Source organism: Acinetobacter sp. SK-43 (genome assembly GCF_015351505.1).
In the GTDB taxonomy this organism is placed as follows: domain Bacteria; phylum Pseudomonadota; class Gammaproteobacteria; order Pseudomonadales; family Moraxellaceae; genus Acinetobacter; species Acinetobacter junii.
Genome location: NZ_JADKPY010000053.1, coordinates 23,553 through 40,442, shown reverse-complemented (window position 1 = coordinate 40,442; position 16,890 = coordinate 23,553). Strand labels below are relative to the sequence as shown.

Sequence of the window (16,890 nt, the reverse complement as noted above, 5' to 3'; positions counted from 1 at the left end):
TTATATTTCTCGCAATAGAACTATAAGCATATTTTAGGTGCCAGCATGGAAATCAAGGTAAATTACCTCGACAACCTTCGACAAGAAGCCAAATTCGATGACTTCACAGTAATTGCAGATCAACCAATCCGATACAAAGGGGATGGTTCTGCACCTGGTCCATTTGACTATTTCTTGGCATCATCAGCACTTTGTGCAGCATATTTTGTGAAAGTCTATTGCGCTGCACGTGATATCCCAACGGACAACATTCGATTATCTCAAAACAATATTGTTGATCCAGAAAACCGTTATAAACAAATTTTTAAAATTCAGGTTGAACTTCCAGCTGATATTTCTGAAAAGGATCGTCAGGGGATTTTACGTTCAATTGACCGTTGTACCGTAAAGAAAGTCATTCAAACGGGTCCTGAATTTGTCATCGAAGAAGTGGAAAGTATCGATGCAGATGCTCAAGCTTTATTGATGCCAAATCTTGCATCTGAAAGTACTACTTATATTCAAGGTAAAGATTTACCTTTAGAAGAAACCATTGCCAATATGTCAGCGATCTTGGCTGGTTTAGGCATGAAAATTGAAATTGCATCATGGCGTAATATCGTACCGAATGTTTGGTCACTGCATATTCGTGATGCACAGTCGCCTATGTGTTTTACCAATGGTAAAGGCTCAACCAAAGAAAGCGCATTAGCATCTGCATTAGGCGAGTTTATTGAGCGTCTTAATTGTAATTTCTTCTATAACGATCAATTTTGGGGCGAAGAAATTGCAAACGCAGAGTTTGTGCATTACCCAGATGAGAAATGGTTTAAACCAGGACCAAATGGTGAGCTACCAAAAGAAATCTTAGACGAATACTGTCTTGAGATTTACGATCCTGAAAAAGAGTTACTCGGTACGCATTTATACGATACTAACTCTGGGAATATTGAACGTGGTATTTGTTCACTGCCTTTTGTACGCCAATCTGATGGCGAAACAGTTTACTTCCCATCAAACTTGATCGAAAACTTGTATCTCAGTAATGGTATGAGTGCAGGGAATACATTAGAAGAAGCTCAAGTTCAGTGCTTATCTGAAATTTTCGAACGTGCAGTAAAACGTGAAATTATCGAAGGTGAAATTGCACTACCTGATGTTCCTGAAGAAGTTTTGGCTAAGTATCCAAGTATTGTTGCAGGTATCCAAGGCTTAGAAGAACAAGGTTTTCCAGTATTGGTTAAAGACGCCTCTCTGGGCGGTCAATTCCCTGTGATGTGTGTCACTTTGATGAACCCACGCACAGGTGGTGTGTTTGCTTCATTTGGTGCGCATCCAAGTTTTGAAGTCGCTTTAGAGCGTAGTTTGACTGAGTTATTGCAGGGTCGTAGTTTTGAAGGTCTCAATGACTTACCTCAGCCAACCTTCCAAAGTGAAGCCGTGACTGAACCGAATAATTTTGTGGAACACTTTATTGATTCAAGTGGTTTGGTATCTTGGCGTTTCTTCAGCTCAAAATCTGATTATGATTTTGTAGAATGGGATTTCACCAATGAGGGTGAAAACTCGAATGCAGATGAGGCTGCTGAATTATTTGGCATTCTTGAAGAAATGGGCAAAGAAGTCTACATGGCTGTCTATGAACATTTAGGTGCTACAGCTTGTCGTATCCTCGTGCCAGATTATTCTGAGATTTATTTAGTTGAAGATTTGATTTGGGACAATACCAATAAAGCATTGGCATTCCGTGAAGATATTCTAAATATTCATCGTTTAGATGACGTACGTCTTGAAGCACTGGTTGAACGTTTAGAAGAATGCGAACTTGATGACTATACTGAAATCACAACCTTAATCGGCATAGAGTTTGATGACAATACGGTTTGGGGACAATTGACACTACTGGAATTAAAACTTCTTATTTATATTGCTCTGAAGCAATTTGCAGAAGCTAAAGATTTAGTTGAGCAATTCCTCCAATACAACACCAACACTGTAGAACGTGGTTTGTTCTATCAATGTATGAACGTCGTGCTAGAAGTTATTCTTGATGACGAGATGGAGTTGGAAGATTACGAAAAGAACTTCCGTCGTATGTTTGGTGATGAACGTATGGACGCAGTTATTGGTTCAGTAGAAGGTAGTGTTCGCTTTTATGGTTTAACGCCTACTAGTATGAAACTAGAAGGTTTGGACCGTCATTTACGTTTGATTGAAAGCTACAAAAAATTGCATGCAGCTCGTGCAAAAGCTGTAAGTTAAGCCTCAAAGCTTTTGATCTAAGAAAGGTGTATGTCAATCATGCACCTTTTTTCATGATTTAAACCAAAACTTTTGAATTACGATTTTATAATTAAAAAAGATTCATCTTATTAAAAATCAATTTGATCGAACTGACATAATCTTTGGTAATTAAAAGTCAAATTTAACAACTTATTCTGCATTATATTGACTATAAAGCTAAATATAAAAGTGAGTCCTACGATGAATTTTTCTTTGGTAAAAAACACTGAAAAATTAGTGACAAAACCTGCAATCACATCGTTGATTCATTCAATTTTCCCACTACTTGACAGTTCTGCATCGCAAGACGGCAAAGCATTTCCTAAAGGCTACGCATTAAAACCTTATCATCAAGCCAAACATATTGCTTGGACTCATTATGGGGTGATGATTCCTGAACTACCAGCACCTCATCAATTCTTTTCAATTATGTCAGTTATCGGCACACCCGGTGCATTGGCATTTCATACCGATCATGTATTCAAAGATTCACCTCGAAATAATGCAACTGCGGTTATGGGAACAGCTGCTACTTATCCTGATCAATTCAAAGGTTATTCAATTACTAAAGAATGTCAGTTATATGAAGATGGATCGCATATTCAGCTATTCAAAGAGTGTAATGGGCTACACACCTATAGAACATAGAGAAAAACAAAATAAAATTTGATGAAATAAAAGAAAGATGATCAGTTCATATCAGATTTTAAATAAAAAAGGCTGAACATTAAAATGCCAGCCCTACAAGTTGAATAAAATTTTAGGATTTATTGAGTGTTGTTGTAAGCTCATCCCAACGCTGTATCGCACTGTTCATCGCTTGCGCTTTCACATGCCCAAAACCTCGCACCTCAGCAGGAAGTTTGGCAATTTCCTCCGCAACGACCAGATTGTATTTTTCAGGTGATTCAATTAAAGCCTCGACAAAGCTGATATAACGGTCACGCCACGCTTGTTCGTGCTGACGTTCTGTTTGACGAGCAAACGGGTCTAGGAAAGTTTCACGTAGCCATTGTAAACGTGCCAATAGCATCAAAGGGAACCGGATCCAATATCCAAAAGCACGTTTACGAATATTTTGATGTGCGCCCAGTACAGGTGGAGCTAGGTGATAGGTTAGACGTAAGCCTTCTCCAAACTGCGAGGCTATAGACTGTTTGAATTTTTTAGCTGTAAGTAAACGTGCAACTTCATACTCATCTTTATAAGCCATCACTCGATAAAGTTGAGTTGCAATCGTTCCAGCTAATGATTCAGGTAATTTTTCCGCAGCGCTATCTACTAAGTTTTTATACTTCAAGGCGTAAGCTTCATTCCAATATTCACGCAGACGAGTAGTACGATCTTCAATTAATTCCGACATGGTCTGGGGCTTATTAAGTTTTGGCATCGCTGCGACTAAACGAGGAATTAAACTAGGATCGCTACTCAGATGACAACCGATGCGGAAAGCCTCGATATTCTTATCAACCGCCGTACCATTTAATTGAATTGCTTTTTCTATACTTCCTCTTAGTAGCGGTATTTTTCCTGATTGCCAAGCCATACCTAAAAGAATCTGGTTGGTATAGATCGAATCTCCGAGTACTTGAGTGGCAATCCGAGCTGCTGGTAATGTAACTAGTTTTCCGTGATGTACACGTCCTTTCAAACGAGTAATTAAGTCTGTAATCGGAGCATACCAATCCCGAGATTCAATAAAACTTAACGTTGGAGAGGCATCTTCATTCACGATCACCACTGCTTCATCTCTTAGGCGTGATAACGCAGCTTTGCTACTTGCTACGATTGCATCAGCGCCGATTAAAATATCACATTGACCAGCAGGAATTTTTGTTGCTGAAATTTGCTCGTCGTCTGAAGCAAGTTGTACATAGGAATATACTGTTCCACCTTTCTGTGCTAATCCTGCCATATCCATAACACGTGTTGCTTTACCTTCAAGATGCGCAGCCATTCCTAACAATGCACCTAAAGTAACCACACCTGTACCACCAACACCACCCACCATGATTCGGCTCGGTGTATTTTCCAAGCTAGGAATGATTGGTTTTTCTGGCCAGCCAGCAGGAAATCCTTCAAATTTTTCAGGGCGTTTCATATCACGTGTATGTACAGTGACAAAACTTGGGCAAAAACCTTCGACGCAAGTAAAGTCTTTATTACAGGTACTCTGGTTAATTTGACGCTTAGTACCTAATTCTGTTTCTACAGGTTCGACTGATAAACAGTTCGATTGTTTTGAACAATCACCACAACCTTCACAAATATCAGTATTAATAAATAAACGTTCAGCAGGGTCAGGGTAGGCATTACGATTACGACGACGACGTTTTTCGCTAGCACAAGTTTGAACATAAATTAGGGCTGTTACTCCCGAAATATCACGTAATTGACGTTGGATTGCATCTAATTCATTACGGTGATGAATTTCTACATCAGGTGCTATACCTTCTTCGGCATGTATCAGCTCAGGTTCATCAGTCACGATAACCTGTTTTTTTATCCCTTCAGCGGCTAACTGACGCGTTAGTTGAGCAACACTCAAATGTCCATCCACATGTTGTCCGCCCGTCATTGCAACAGCATCGTTGTAGAGGATTTTGTAAGTAATATTAATTTTTGCAGCGATGGCTTGGCGAATAGCAAGATAGCCCGAATGGAAATAAGTTCCATCACCTAGATTAGCGAAAATGTGTTTTTCATTAGTAAAATGCGATGCACCAGCCCAACTCACACCTTCACCACCCATTTGTGAATAGGTTTCTGTACCACGATCAAGTGAAACTGCAATGTAATGACATCCAATGCCACCTAATGCACGACTACCTTCGGGTAATTTAGTTGAAGTATTGTGAGGACATCCGCTACAGAAAAATGGCTTGCGATCAGCAATATCTAAAATACGTTGAGATTCTTGTTCAGCTGTTTGTAATAAACCAACTCGGTTTTGAATTTGTTCTTTTATACGTACTGGAATATCCAAGGCGAGAAAACGTGCTGCCAACATTTTTGCAATTGGTTCAGGCTGAAACTCGTAATATCCAATTAAGGGAGCTTCCTCAGTAGATGTACTCCATTCGCCCTTACCATCACAAGCTTTACCAATAATATGAGGACGTTGATGGTCAGGAAGTGAATACAACTCATCTTTAATTTGGGATTCAAGAATCGGGCGTTTTTCTTCAACAACGATCAGCTCTTTTAAACCTTCTGCAAACTCATGTAATCCTTGTGGTTCCAAAGGCCAAATAAGACCAACTTGATAAACTTTTAAGCCAATTTGTTCAGCAATATCATTATCAATCCCTAATATACGCAAAGCTTCAATCGTATCGAGATAACCTTTGCCACTCGCAACGATGCCGATACGGGCATTTTCACATGACCAAGTGACTTTATTGAGTTGGTTAGCACGTGCATATGCTAAAACAGCAGGTAAGCGATATTTGTAAAGTCGTTCTTCTTGTTGGATACCATGATCTGGCCAGCGAATATTAACGCCATCATCTGGAAATTTAACTTCTTTTGGTATGACTGGAATGACACGGTCTTCATCAACATGTACAGATGCTGATGTTTCTACAATTTCACTCACGAGTTTCATGGAAGTCCATACACCAGCAAATCGTGACATTGCGACTGCATGAATACCAAAATCAAGAATATGTTGTACTGAGGTTGGATAAAAAATAGGAATGCCGCAACCCATCATCACGTGTTCAGACTGGTGCGGAACAGTAGAAGACTTACAAGAATGATCATCACCAAATAGAGCAACAACACCACCGTGTTCGGCTGTACCTGCGAGGTTAGCATGACGAAGCACATCACCTGAGCGATCTACACCTGGACCTTTGCCATACCACCAAGAAGTAACACCATCAAATTTACCTTGACCTGCTAAATTAGCTTGTTGGGTACCCCAAATCGCGGTAGCAGCTAAATCTTCATTAACACCAGGTTGAAAGACCACATCATGATCTTTCAAAATTCCTTCAATTTGCCAAAGAAAATTATCATAGTTACCAACAGGTGATCCGCGATAACCTGAAATAAACCCAGCAGTATGGTAACCATTTTTACTATCACGGCGGGTTTGAGCGAGTGGTAAACGCACCAAAGCTTGAATACCTGTCATATAAGCCGTGCCGTTATCGTTTATGTATTTATCATCAAGGGATACATCTTTAGTCGGTATCTTTTTAGGTGTAAATGTCGTAGCGATATTCATTTATGTCTCCTTTGTATTATGTAGTTCGAGCTACTTTCTTTTCTCAACATCCGAGTTGACTTTTGGAGTTATAGACATACAACGATCAAATCATGCGCTGAACCGTCAAAAAATACGCATGGATGTATATACATATTTACCATTGTGGTTGATCTAAACTGGTGCAACAATGCGTAATTTAGGAAAAGATATTTACGTTATGCGCAAAAATCTCGATGGTGGACTGTTGCATGCAATGCATGCTTTCCTGAAAGTGATTGACAGTGGAAGTTTTACAGCAGCTGCTGAACAGATGGATTTGACCACAGCTCAGGTATCACGTCTGATCAGCGAGCTAGAGTCACGGCTTGGTGTTAAACTGATGCAACGCTCTACACGGCAGCATGCATTGACAGATATTGGTGCGCTTTATGCTGAGCGTTGTCGACAAGTGCTATCGATCATAGATGAAGCAGAGTCTGAAGCGACAGGAACGGCAACAAAGCCAAAAGGACGGTTGCGTATTTTGAGTATGGCAAGCTTTGGGCATTATTATATATCGCCTGTAATGGCTAAATTCTGCCAAAGTTATCCAGATTTGACGGTTGAATATCGAACTTCGCAGAACACACCAGATCTTTTAGGTAAGGGAATTGATGTTAGCTTATATTTAACTGAATCACTGACTGACTCCAGATTCGTATCGCGTCGTATCGGCACCATATTTTCAGTGTTGTGTGCATCTCCTGCATATTTAGAAAAGCATGGCATACCAAACTCACCAGAAGATTTGTACAACCATGCATGTCTACGTTTGGTCAATCCATCTATCACACCCGAATGGCATTTAATTAATGAAAAGGGTGGTTTTCATGAGATCAGTACGAGCGGTCAAATTGTGGCTGATACTCCTGAGTTATTATTAGATGTCGTACAACAAGATATGGGAATCGCATTATTACCGATATTTTCAGTGATTGAAGCTGTTCGGGCAGGTCGATTGTGTCATGTGTTGCCCGATTGGCGTTCACCTGATATCGGTGTTTATACCTTATTACCGTCAAGAGATTATATTGATGCAAAAACTCGTGCTTGGTTGGATTGGGTAGAACAATATATTTCACCGAAAATTAAATCAGATACTTCTTATTTTTATCAATTAACACATACTGAATGATCCGAACTTAAATCAGTAATAAGTGAGTGAACAAAAAAACATGAATGCTCCTTCAAATTTATTTTTAGTGGAGCATTTTCAATGATCGCTGAGATTTATTTATGCACATGACTGTTGAAGATAAGTATTTGCATAATTTGATAAGTTTTTTCGGTTCAATGTTTGATTGATATTTTGACTAGCCAACATCAGTTTTTCTAGATTAATGCCTGTTTCATATCCAATGTGAGACAGTAAATAATATAAATCCTCTGTTGCAACATTCCCTGATGAACCTTTGGCATAAGGACAACCACCCAGTCCAGCAAGCGAAGAATCAAAGACTCGAATACCTTGCTGTAAAGATTGATAGATATTCGCGATTGCCATGCCATAGGTATTATGAAAATGTCCAGCCAAAATCTTGCTATCCAATTCTGCTAAGCATGCTTGCCAAACTTTTTGCACTCGATCTGGTGTTGCTGTCCCAATGGTTTCACCCAATGAAATCTCATAACATCCCATGTCATGCAGCCGTTTGACGACATTCACGACTTGTTTTGGATCAATTGCACCTTCGTAAGGACAGTCCACCATACAAGAGACATAACCACGTACGCGAACATTATTTGCTTGCGCGGCTTGGAAAATTTCAGAGAATCGTTCTAAGCTTTCATCGATCGAGCAGTTGATATTCTTTCGAGTAAAGCTCTCAGAAGCTGCGGTAAAGACCGCAACCTCTTTACATCCAACTGCTAGGGCAGCTTCAAAGCCTTTAAGATTTGGCGTGAGCAAGCTCAAATTTAAATCATTGCGTTGTGGCAACAATTTAAATAACTCATCGCTCTGCGCCATTTGTGGTACCCATTTGGCTGATACACATGAACCCACTTCAATTGACTTTAAACCTGCATCAATTAAATCATTGATAAAACTAAATCGCTGCTCAATGCTTAAAGCTTGTTTCTCGTTTTGCAAACCATCACGAGGCCCAACTTCTACAATCTTTACATAGTCACTCATGCAACTTCCTCCTCAGCAGCTTGGAAGTCCACAAGCTCATCACCAGCTTTGACTTGATCTCCCACTTGGAAATAGGCATCCAAAATCACACCATCTTTTGGAGCACGAATGGTATATTCCATTTTCATCGCTTCAAGTGTTAAAAGCACATCATCTTTCTTCACGGTGTGATTTGCGCCTACAAGTAATTGTGTCACCACGCCTGGCATTGGGGCTTTGAGATGTCCTTGCTCAGATTGACCATCAGTTTGATTATAATCCTGACGTAAGTAGCTAAACTTATAACTTTGTCCAGCGTTGAACAGGGTAATACCTTGCGCACCTCGATTAAAGGCAAGTTTTTGCTGGATTCCACCAATTTGAATATTTGCACTGTGCTGATCAGTCAATTGACCTGTGATGTGATACTGCTGACCATTAAATTCTGCATTAAACCCTTGTTCAGCAGCAGAAAACTTAATTTGAATATTTTGATTTAAATAGTTCAATTTAATGCTGTGCTGATAAGACACATTACTACGCCATAAGGGTTGTGCTAGCCAAAGTTGTTTTTGAGTTGATTGGTTGTTTTGCATTTGGCTTAGAAATTCAATAAATGCAGTCGCAACAACAAACTCAGGTTTTATATTCGCTGGGCTAAACAAGAACTGCTCTTCACGTTGGATTAGATTGGTATCCAACTTTGCTTGTTTGAATGAATCACAACGTACAATCTTTTCCAAAAAAGCAATGTTATTGCCTAAACCATCGACATGGAATTGACTGAGCGCGTGTTGCATTTGAATCAAAGCAGCTTCACGGTTTTTACCCCATACGATCAATTTGGCAATCATTGGGTCATAGAAAGTGGTAATTTCATCACCTTCAACAATGCCACTATCTACACGAACATATTGGTTTTGCGTTGGATAGCGTAGATATTCAATTTTACCAATCGCAGGTAAAAAACCTTTTTCTGGTTCTTCGGCATAAATACGTGCTTCGAGCGCATGCCCATGAATTTGTAATTCATGTTGGAGTTTTGGTAATGGCTCACCATACGCAACTCGTAATTGCCACTCTACTAAATCTTCTCCAGTAATCATTTCAGTCACAGGATGTTCGACCTGTAAGCGTGTGTTCATTTCCATGAAATACGCCGTACCGTCTTGTTCAACAATAAATTCAACCGTACCCGCACCAACATAATCCACAGCTCGAGCAGCATCAATTGCAGCCTGACGCATTGCATCGAGCTTTTCGCTTGGCATTTGCGGAGCAGGGGCTTCCTCTAGTACTTTTTGATGACGACGTTGAACAGAACAATCCCGTTCAAATAAATGTACATAGTTGCCATGTGTGTCGCCAAATACTTGTACTTCGATATGACGTGGTTGAATCACATAACGTTCAATCAGTACGTCATCATTACCAAAACTCGATTTGGCTTCACGCTTACACGACGCAAGAGAATGTAGGAAATCTTCGCTACGTTCCACTAGACTCATGCCTTTACCGCCACCGCCAGCACTTGCTTTAATCAATACAGGATAGCCAATCCGATCTGCTTGTTGTTTTAAAAATTCAGCATCTTGATTTGTTCCGTGATAGCCCGGTGTTAGAGGTACACCTGCTTTTTCCATCAACGCTTTAGAGGTTGCTTTCAAGCCCATTGCTAAAATGGCATCGACTGGAGGACCAATGAAGCAAATATTATGCTGCTGGCAAGCTAAAGCAAATTGATCGTTTTCCGAAAGAAAACCATAACCAGGATGAATCGCTTGGCTTCCTGTATCAATCGCCGCTTGAATAATACGATCAACTTGTAAATAACTTTGTGTTGCAGGAGATTGACCAATATAAATCGCTTCATCAGCAAGTTTAACGTGTTGTGCATGTGCATCTGCATCTGAGTAAACCGCAACCGTCGCAATACCTAATTTTTTGGCGGTACGAATCACACGGCAAGCGATCTCACCACGGTTCGCAATTAAAATCTTTTCAAACATGTTGATCATCCTTAATTGTTGTTATTAGAATTTGAAGTCCACGCAGGGGCTTGCTTACTTAAAAAAGCAGTTAAACCTTCTTTTGCCTCACTGCCTTGACGAACTTGTGCTATGTGTTGAGCAGTTTGTCGAAGTAATTCATCATTCATACTTTGATTGCTGACCATTTGAATCAGTTGCTTAGATGCTGCTTGGGCATGTGGTCCACCCAGCAATAAAGCATCAACAATCTCTTGAACTTTTTTATCTAAATCTTCTACATCCGCAATTTCATGTGCCAAGCCGATTTGTTTCGCTTCGTGCGCTGAGATACGTTCAGCAGTTAAAAAATAGCGTGAAGCTTGTCTAGCGCCAATCGCACGAATCACATATGGACTAATCGTAGAAGGAGCAAGACCTAGTCGAACTTCAGAGGTTGCAAACTTTGCATCGGTACTGGCGATGCAAATATCACATGCTGATGCCAAACCAATACCACCACCAAAAGCAATGCCATGAACACGTGCAATCGTCGGCTGTTTTAAGGTTGCGAGTGCTTCAAGCATCTGTGCGAGTTTTAAAGCATCGGCTTCATTTTCTTCTGTAGAAGCTTGACCCGCTTGTTTCATCCAATTCAGATCTGCACCTGCTGAAAAGCTTTTACCACGACCTGCTAAAACTACAACTCGAATATCGTCACGGGTAGCAATTTGCTTAAAGCAAGTATGCAATTCTTCAATCACCGTTGTATTGAAAGCATTGTGTAGCTCAGGGCGATTTAGCCACACATATGCCACCTGATCATGCTGTTCCAGTTGTAAAAATTGATAGCTCATAAACACCTCTTACATGCGGAACACGCCAAATTTAGTCGGTTGAATCGGTGCATTTAAAGCTGCAGCAAGACTTAATCCTAGTACTTGACGCGTTTGCGCTGGATCAATCACACCGTCATCCCACAAACGGGCAGAAGCATAATAAGGATGACCTTGACGTTCATACTGATCACGAATAGGTTGTTTAAATTCATCTTCTTCTTGTGCTGACCATGCTGCACCTTTTTGCTCGATCTGATCACGCTTCAAAGTTGAAAGTACGCTGGCTGCTTGCTCACCGCCCATTACAGAAATACGTGAGTTTGGCCAAGTCCATAAGAAACGAGGAGAATAAGCACGTCCACACATACCGTAGTTACCTGCACCAAAAGAACCGCCAATGATGAGTGTAAGTTTTGGTACATTTGCAGTTGCAACCGCCATCACCAGTTTGGCACCGTGCTTGGCAATACCTTCATTTTCGTATTGGCGACCCACCATAAAGCCTGTGATATTTTGAATAAATAACAACGGAATATTGCGTTGGGTACATAACTCAATAAAGTGTGCGCCTTTTTGAGCTGACTCAGAAAATAGAATACCATTATTGGCAATAATTCCGACTGGCATCCCATAAAGTGATGCAAACCCTGTGATCAAGGTTGAACCAAAACGAGCTTTAAATTCATCAAAACGAGAACCATCGACGATACGTGCAATCACTTCTCGTACATCAAATGGCTTGCGCGCATCGGTTGGGACTACACCATACAACTCTTTCGCATCAAACAATGGTTCATCAATCTGTTTATTGAGTTCATTTGGTTTTTTATTCAAATTGGCAACGATATTACGTGCAATCGCAATCGCATGTTCATCATTTTCAGCGAGGTGATCGGCAACACCTGAAAGACGCGTATGTACATCACCACCACCAAGATCTTCGCTACTTACAACTTCACCTGTTGCAGCTTTAACCAAAGGAGGACCACCTAAGAAAATAGTCCCTTGATTACGCACGATGATGGTTTCATCTGACATCGCAGGAACATAAGCACCACCAGCGGTACAGCTACCCATCACGACCGCAATTTGGGCTATACCTTGGCTCGACATACGTGCTTGATTGTAGAAGATACGTCCGAAGTGATCACGATCAGGGAATACCTGATCCTGCATAGGTAAATACGCACCACCTGAATCTACAAGATAAATACAAGGTAAGTGATTTTGTTCTGCAATTTCTTGAGCACGTAAATGCTTTTTAACCGTAAGTGGATAATAGGTACCACCTTTAACCGTTGCATCATTGGCAACGATCATGCATGTCACACCATTAACCTGTCCAATACCCGCAATCACACCCGCAGCAGGAATATCATCCTCATAAACTTTATACGCAGCAAGTTGTCCGATTTCTAAAAAAGCTGTGCCAACGTCAATCAATTGATCTATACGTTCACGTGGAAGCAATTTTCCACGTGCTAAATGCTTTTGACGTGCGTTTTCTCCGCCACCTAATGCAATATTTTGGGCAACTTGTGTTAAATCATTGACCAAAGTCTGCATAGCTCGTTGGTTTGTTTTGAAGTCTTCACTTCGCACATTAATTTTGCTTTGTAATTGATTCATATGATGCATCCTGATTTATCGTTATTATTTGGTTTCATTAAACAATTCACGTCCGATCAACATACGACGAATTTCAGATGTGCCTGCACCAATTTCATAAAGTTTTGCATCACGCCATAAACGCCCCGTAGGGAATTCATTGATATAGCCATTGCCACCTAAAGTTTGAATCGCTTCACCCGCCATCCATGTCGCTTTTTCTGCTGCATATAAAATGGCACTGGCTGCATCTTTACGTAAGCTACGGTCATGATCTGCTTTATCACACGCTGTACCAACGGCATATACAAGCGCTTTACAAGCCAGCCAAGTTGAATACATATCAGCAAGTTTGCCTTGCATTAATTGGAACTCACCTAAAGCTTGTCCAAATTGTTCACGTTGATGTAAATACGGAATCACGACATCCATGCAGGCATCCATAATGCCAAGTGGACCTGCGCTAAGGACTGCACGCTCATAGTCCAAGCCACTCATCAGGACTTTAGCGCCGTTACCGACACCACCCAACACGTTTTCAACAGGTACTTCTACATTGTCAAAAAACAATGGATAGGTATTTGAGCCACGCATACCAAGTTTGTCTAAGTGATGACCATGACTAAAACCTTTCATGTCCTTTTCAATTAAAAAAGCGGTCATGCCTTTTGCGCCTGCATGTGGATCAGTTTTTGCGTATACCACTAGGACATCAGCATCGCCGCCATTGGTAATCCACATCTTGGAACCATTTAAAACGAAATGATCATCTTTTTGTTCAGCACGTAATTTCATACTGACCACATCAGAACCCGCATTCGGTTCAGACATCGCAAGGGCACCGACGTATTCACCAGAGATTAATTTAGGCAGATATTTCTGCTTTTGTTGCTCATTACCGTTGCGATTAATTTGGTTAATACATAGGTTTGAGTGTGCGCCGTATGAAAGTGCAATTGCTGCAGAAGCACGCGAAATTTCTTGCATAACAATAATATGAGCAAGATAACCAAGGTTGGTGCCGCCGTATTCTTCAGAAACCGTTAGGCCTAATAAGCCCATATCACCGAACTTTTTCCATAGATGGCTCGGAAATTTATTGTCTTGATCTACTTGCTGAGCAATTGGTGCAATTTCTTTTGCACAAAATGCGGCAACTGAATCTTGAAGGGCAATCAATGTTTCATCCAGACCAAAATTCAAGCTACGTAGGTTCATTGTGTTCATCCTATTGGTTATATTTGTTGTTCCATAAGCATTCTTGTTTGTGCTTAAGAAGTACCATACAATGAATTTTTAAAAAAGTGAATAGATATTCATAAAATGATTTACAATTCACTTTATTTGTTAGAGAATAAATTTCATGAGTTATAAACGATCATCTTTAATGCAAGAACGGATGGAACAAAATCGTAAGTCGATTTTGAGTTCAGCCAGAAAATTGATTTCAGAAGGAGGGTTTAAAGACGCACAGATACAAACAATTGCTGAGCAAGCAGGTGTTTCAAGTGGGTTGGTTTATCGCTACTTTGACAATAAAAGTCAGGTACTTATTGAAGTTCTGTCAGAAGCGATCAATACCGAACTTTTAGTGATTGATGCGATTACGGAAAGTGATCTAACGGCGGAACAAAAGTTACATAAAGCGGTAACAACCTTTGTAAAAAGGGCACTAAACAGCCCTCAGCTTGCATATTCACTCATGTTTGAACCTGTTGATTCATTGGTAGAGCATGAGCGTTTTCGTGTTAAGCAGTTGATTAAACAAAGTATTATTAAAATACTCGCAGATGGAAATGCAAGTGGCGAGTTTGTGTTAGAGGATTTAAATACCACCGCACTTTGTGTGGTTGGCGCGATGACTTTTGTAGTCGTAGAACCTCTAGACCCAGCTCAAAACACAAAGTTTGATCAGCAACACAAAGACTATTTTTCAAAGCAGATTGCTGATTTTTGTGTGGATGCCGTGAGGAAAAAATAGGCATAAACAACAATAAAAATCAAAACAAGGCAGTTTGAAGAATAGTTGCAGTAATAACAATGAGATGAAATCAGAACAGAATTAGAAAGAATCAAGGAGAATGATTCAATGCAACAACAACGGTTAAGCTATGCCTCTGGACCAAGTGCACAACCCTTATTGGGGATGACGATTGGAGAAAAATTTGATCAAGCTTGTCAGCAATATGCTGATCAAGAAGCGATTGTAAGTTCACATCAGAACAGACGGTTGACCTATAAACAACTACAATATGAAGTGAATGCTTTTGCCTGTAGTTTGCTCAAACTCGGTTTAAAGAAAGGCGATCGACTAGGCATATGGTCACCGAACTGCGTGGAATGGACGATCACTCAATTTGCTGCTTTTAAAGCAGGGATTATCCTAGTGAACTTAAATCCTGCCTACAAAAGCCATGAGTTAGAGTATGTATTGAATAAAGTTTCCTGCAAAGGATTGATCATCGCCTCACAATTCAAAACGACTGATTATCAAGAGCTTTTGACACGAATTGCACCAGAAATTGTTTTCTGTACAGACAAAATTATTCATTCAGAACGTCTGCCTTTCTTAAAGTTTGTGATCAAAATTGATGAAAAACAGCATACAGGTATTCATCGTTTCAGTGATTTAGTCGTTCCTCCAACTCAAGAACAACTCGATCAATTACAATTGGCTACGCAGCAATTGCAATTTGATGAAACCATTAATATTCAATTTACGTCAGGAACGACTGGTAATCCGAAAGGCACAATGCTCACCCATCATAACATTCTGAATAATGGTTATTTTGTAGGAGAGGGTATTCGTTTAACGCCACAAGATAAAGTATGCATCTCTGTGCCTTTATTCCACTGTTTCGGTATGGTCATGGGAAATCTAGCTTGTATCACACATGGTTCTACTATGGTGTATCCATCAGCTGTATTTAATCCATTAGAAACACTAAAGACAATTCACAACGAACGTTGTACGGCAGCATACGGCGTACCAACCATGTTCATCGCCACTTTAGAGCATGAACAATTTAATGAATTTGACCTATCTAGTTTACGTACAGGGATCATGGCGGGAAGCCCATGCCCACGTGAAATTATGCAGCGTGTGATTGATCGTATGCATATGTCAGAAATCACGATTTGTTATGGCATGACTGAGACTTCGCCAGTCAGCTTACAAAGCTCCGTGAGTGACACCATTGATAAACGCGTCAGTACGGTTGGGCATGTTCATCCACATGTCGAAATCAAAATCGTCGATCCTGAAGGGCAACTCGTACCACAAGGAACCTTAGGCGAGCTATGCGTCAGAGGTTACTCGGTAATGGCAGGCTATTGGGGTGAAGAAGAAAAAACCCGTGAAGTAATTGATGCCGCAGGTTGGATGCATACGGGTGACATTGCGGAGATGGATGCTGAAGGCTTTGTCAAAATCAAAGGTCGCATCAAAGATGTCGTCATTCGAGGTGGAGAAAATCTCTTTCCTAAAGAAATCGAAGACTTCTTATATACCCATCCTGCGATCTGTGATGTGCAAGTGATTGGTCTACCTGATACGCGTTACGGTGAAGAACTATGTGCTTGTATTATTTTGCATGAACATCATCAGACCGATGAAGACAATATTCGTAGTTTCTGTAAGGAACACATTTCACATAATAAAGTGCCACGTTACGTAAAATTCTTTAATGAATTTCCTATGACTGCATCAGGCAAAGCGCAGAAGTTTAAGTTACAGGAAATTATGCGTGCTGAACTGAATTTAACTGGAAACGTATTTGACTAAATGATGTTTTACATCGCAAAGAAAAAACAGCATTTTAAAGTCATAAGGAAAAGGATCAC

Annotated in this window: 11 protein-coding genes; 5 read left to right on the top strand and 6 right to left on the bottom strand. The window is 40.3% G+C overall.

Annotated elements, in window-relative coordinates:
- Positions 1–45: 45 nt before the first annotated feature.
- Together IRT38_RS10930 and IRT38_RS10925 are read left to right on the top strand one after the other, a co-directional pair.
- Positions 46–2,241 (top strand): OsmC domain/YcaO domain-containing protein, encoded by a 2,196-nt coding sequence (locus tag IRT38_RS10930; protein ID WP_194597698.1) that lies wholly within the window; start codon positions 46–48, stop codon positions 2,239–2,241.
- Positions 2,242–2,463: 222 nt separating this feature from the next.
- Complete coding sequence (locus IRT38_RS10925; RefSeq protein ID WP_227592163.1) at positions 2,464–2,910, top strand: DUF6670 family protein; 447 nt, start codon at positions 2,464–2,466, stop codon at positions 2,908–2,910.
- Positions 2,911–3,022: 112 nt separating this feature from the next.
- Here IRT38_RS10925 and IRT38_RS10920 read toward each other — a convergent pair whose 3' ends face one another.
- Entirely contained in the window at positions 3,023–6,496 is a 3,474-nt protein-coding gene (locus IRT38_RS10920; protein ID WP_194597697.1) for an indolepyruvate ferredoxin oxidoreductase family protein, read from the bottom strand.
- A gap of 199 nt (positions 6,497–6,695) precedes the next feature.
- Here IRT38_RS10920 and IRT38_RS10915 point away from each other — a divergent pair, with 199 nt between their 5' ends.
- On the top strand, positions 6,696–7,652 hold the full coding sequence (locus tag IRT38_RS10915; protein WP_194597715.1) for a LysR family transcriptional regulator: 957 nt from the start codon (positions 6,696–6,698) through the stop codon (positions 7,650–7,652).
- Positions 7,653–7,751: 99 nt separating this feature from the next.
- Here IRT38_RS10915 and IRT38_RS10910 read toward each other — a convergent pair whose 3' ends face one another.
- From IRT38_RS10910 to IRT38_RS10890, 5 genes are read right to left on the bottom strand one after another with little or no spacing between them, the layout of a single operon-like run.
- The gene (locus IRT38_RS10910) at positions 7,752–8,654 is read right to left on the bottom strand and encodes a hydroxymethylglutaryl-CoA lyase (RefSeq protein WP_194597696.1); all 903 of its coding nucleotides are present in this window, start codon (positions 8,652–8,654) and stop codon (positions 7,752–7,754) included.
- Complete coding sequence (locus tag IRT38_RS10905) at positions 8,651–10,642, bottom strand: acetyl/propionyl/methylcrotonyl-CoA carboxylase subunit alpha (protein ID WP_194597695.1); 1,992 nt, start codon at positions 10,640–10,642, stop codon at positions 8,651–8,653. The genes IRT38_RS10910 and IRT38_RS10905 overlap by 4 nt, the downstream gene beginning before the upstream one ends.
- An 11-nt stretch (positions 10,643–10,653) precedes the next feature.
- Complete coding sequence (locus IRT38_RS10900; RefSeq protein ID WP_194597694.1) at positions 10,654–11,457, bottom strand: enoyl-CoA hydratase/isomerase family protein; 804 nt, start codon at positions 11,455–11,457, stop codon at positions 10,654–10,656.
- Between the two features lie 9 nt (positions 11,458–11,466).
- Positions 11,467–13,068 (bottom strand): carboxyl transferase domain-containing protein, encoded by a 1,602-nt coding sequence (locus IRT38_RS10895; protein WP_194597693.1) that lies wholly within the window; start codon positions 13,066–13,068, stop codon positions 11,467–11,469.
- A gap of 24 nt (positions 13,069–13,092) precedes the next feature.
- Positions 13,093–14,265, bottom strand: coding sequence for an isovaleryl-CoA dehydrogenase (locus IRT38_RS10890; RefSeq protein ID WP_087540099.1), 1,173 nt, complete (start codon positions 14,263–14,265; stop codon positions 13,093–13,095).
- A gap of 145 nt (positions 14,266–14,410) precedes the next feature.
- Here IRT38_RS10890 and IRT38_RS10885 point away from each other — a divergent pair, with 145 nt between their 5' ends.
- Positions 14,411–15,028, top strand: coding sequence for a TetR/AcrR family transcriptional regulator (locus tag IRT38_RS10885; RefSeq protein ID WP_004911136.1), 618 nt, complete (start codon positions 14,411–14,413; stop codon positions 15,026–15,028).
- 108 nt (positions 15,029–15,136) lie between these two features.
- Positions 15,137–16,831, top strand: coding sequence for an AMP-binding protein (locus tag IRT38_RS10880; RefSeq protein ID WP_194597692.1), 1,695 nt, complete (start codon positions 15,137–15,139; stop codon positions 16,829–16,831).
- Positions 16,832–16,890 lie beyond the last annotated feature (59 nt).

Excerpts from the sequence above, each read along its gene's own strand:
- IRT38_RS10900 (WP_194597694.1), bottom strand. The coding sequence starts at position 11,457 with ATGAGCTATCAATTTTTACAACTGGAACAGCATGATCAGGTGGCATAT.
- IRT38_RS10915 (WP_194597715.1), top strand. The coding sequence starts at position 6,696 with ATGCGCAAAAATCTCGATGGTGGACTGTTGCATGCAATGCATGCTTTC.
- IRT38_RS10905 (WP_194597695.1), bottom strand. The coding sequence starts at position 10,642 with ATGTTTGAAAAGATTTTAATTGCGAACCGTGGTGAGATCGCTTGCCGT.
- IRT38_RS10895 (WP_194597693.1), bottom strand. The coding sequence starts at position 13,068 with ATGAATCAATTACAAAGCAAAATTAATGTGCGAAGTGAAGACTTCAAA.
- IRT38_RS10930 (WP_194597698.1), top strand. The coding sequence starts at position 46 with ATGGAAATCAAGGTAAATTACCTCGACAACCTTCGACAAGAAGCCAAA.
- IRT38_RS10910 (WP_194597696.1), bottom strand. The coding sequence starts at position 8,654 with ATGAGTGACTATGTAAAGATTGTAGAAGTTGGGCCTCGTGATGGTTTG.
- IRT38_RS10880 (WP_194597692.1), top strand. The coding sequence starts at position 15,137 with ATGCAACAACAACGGTTAAGCTATGCCTCTGGACCAAGTGCACAACCC.
- IRT38_RS10885 (WP_004911136.1), top strand. The coding sequence starts at position 14,411 with ATGAGTTATAAACGATCATCTTTAATGCAAGAACGGATGGAACAAAAT.
- IRT38_RS10890 (WP_087540099.1), bottom strand. The coding sequence starts at position 14,265 with ATGAACCTACGTAGCTTGAATTTTGGTCTGGATGAAACATTGATTGCC.
- IRT38_RS10925 (WP_227592163.1), top strand. The coding sequence starts at position 2,464 with ATGAATTTTTCTTTGGTAAAAAACACTGAAAAATTAGTGACAAAACCT.
- IRT38_RS10920 (WP_194597697.1), bottom strand. The coding sequence starts at position 6,496 with ATGAATATCGCTACGACATTTACACCTAAAAAGATACCGACTAAAGAT.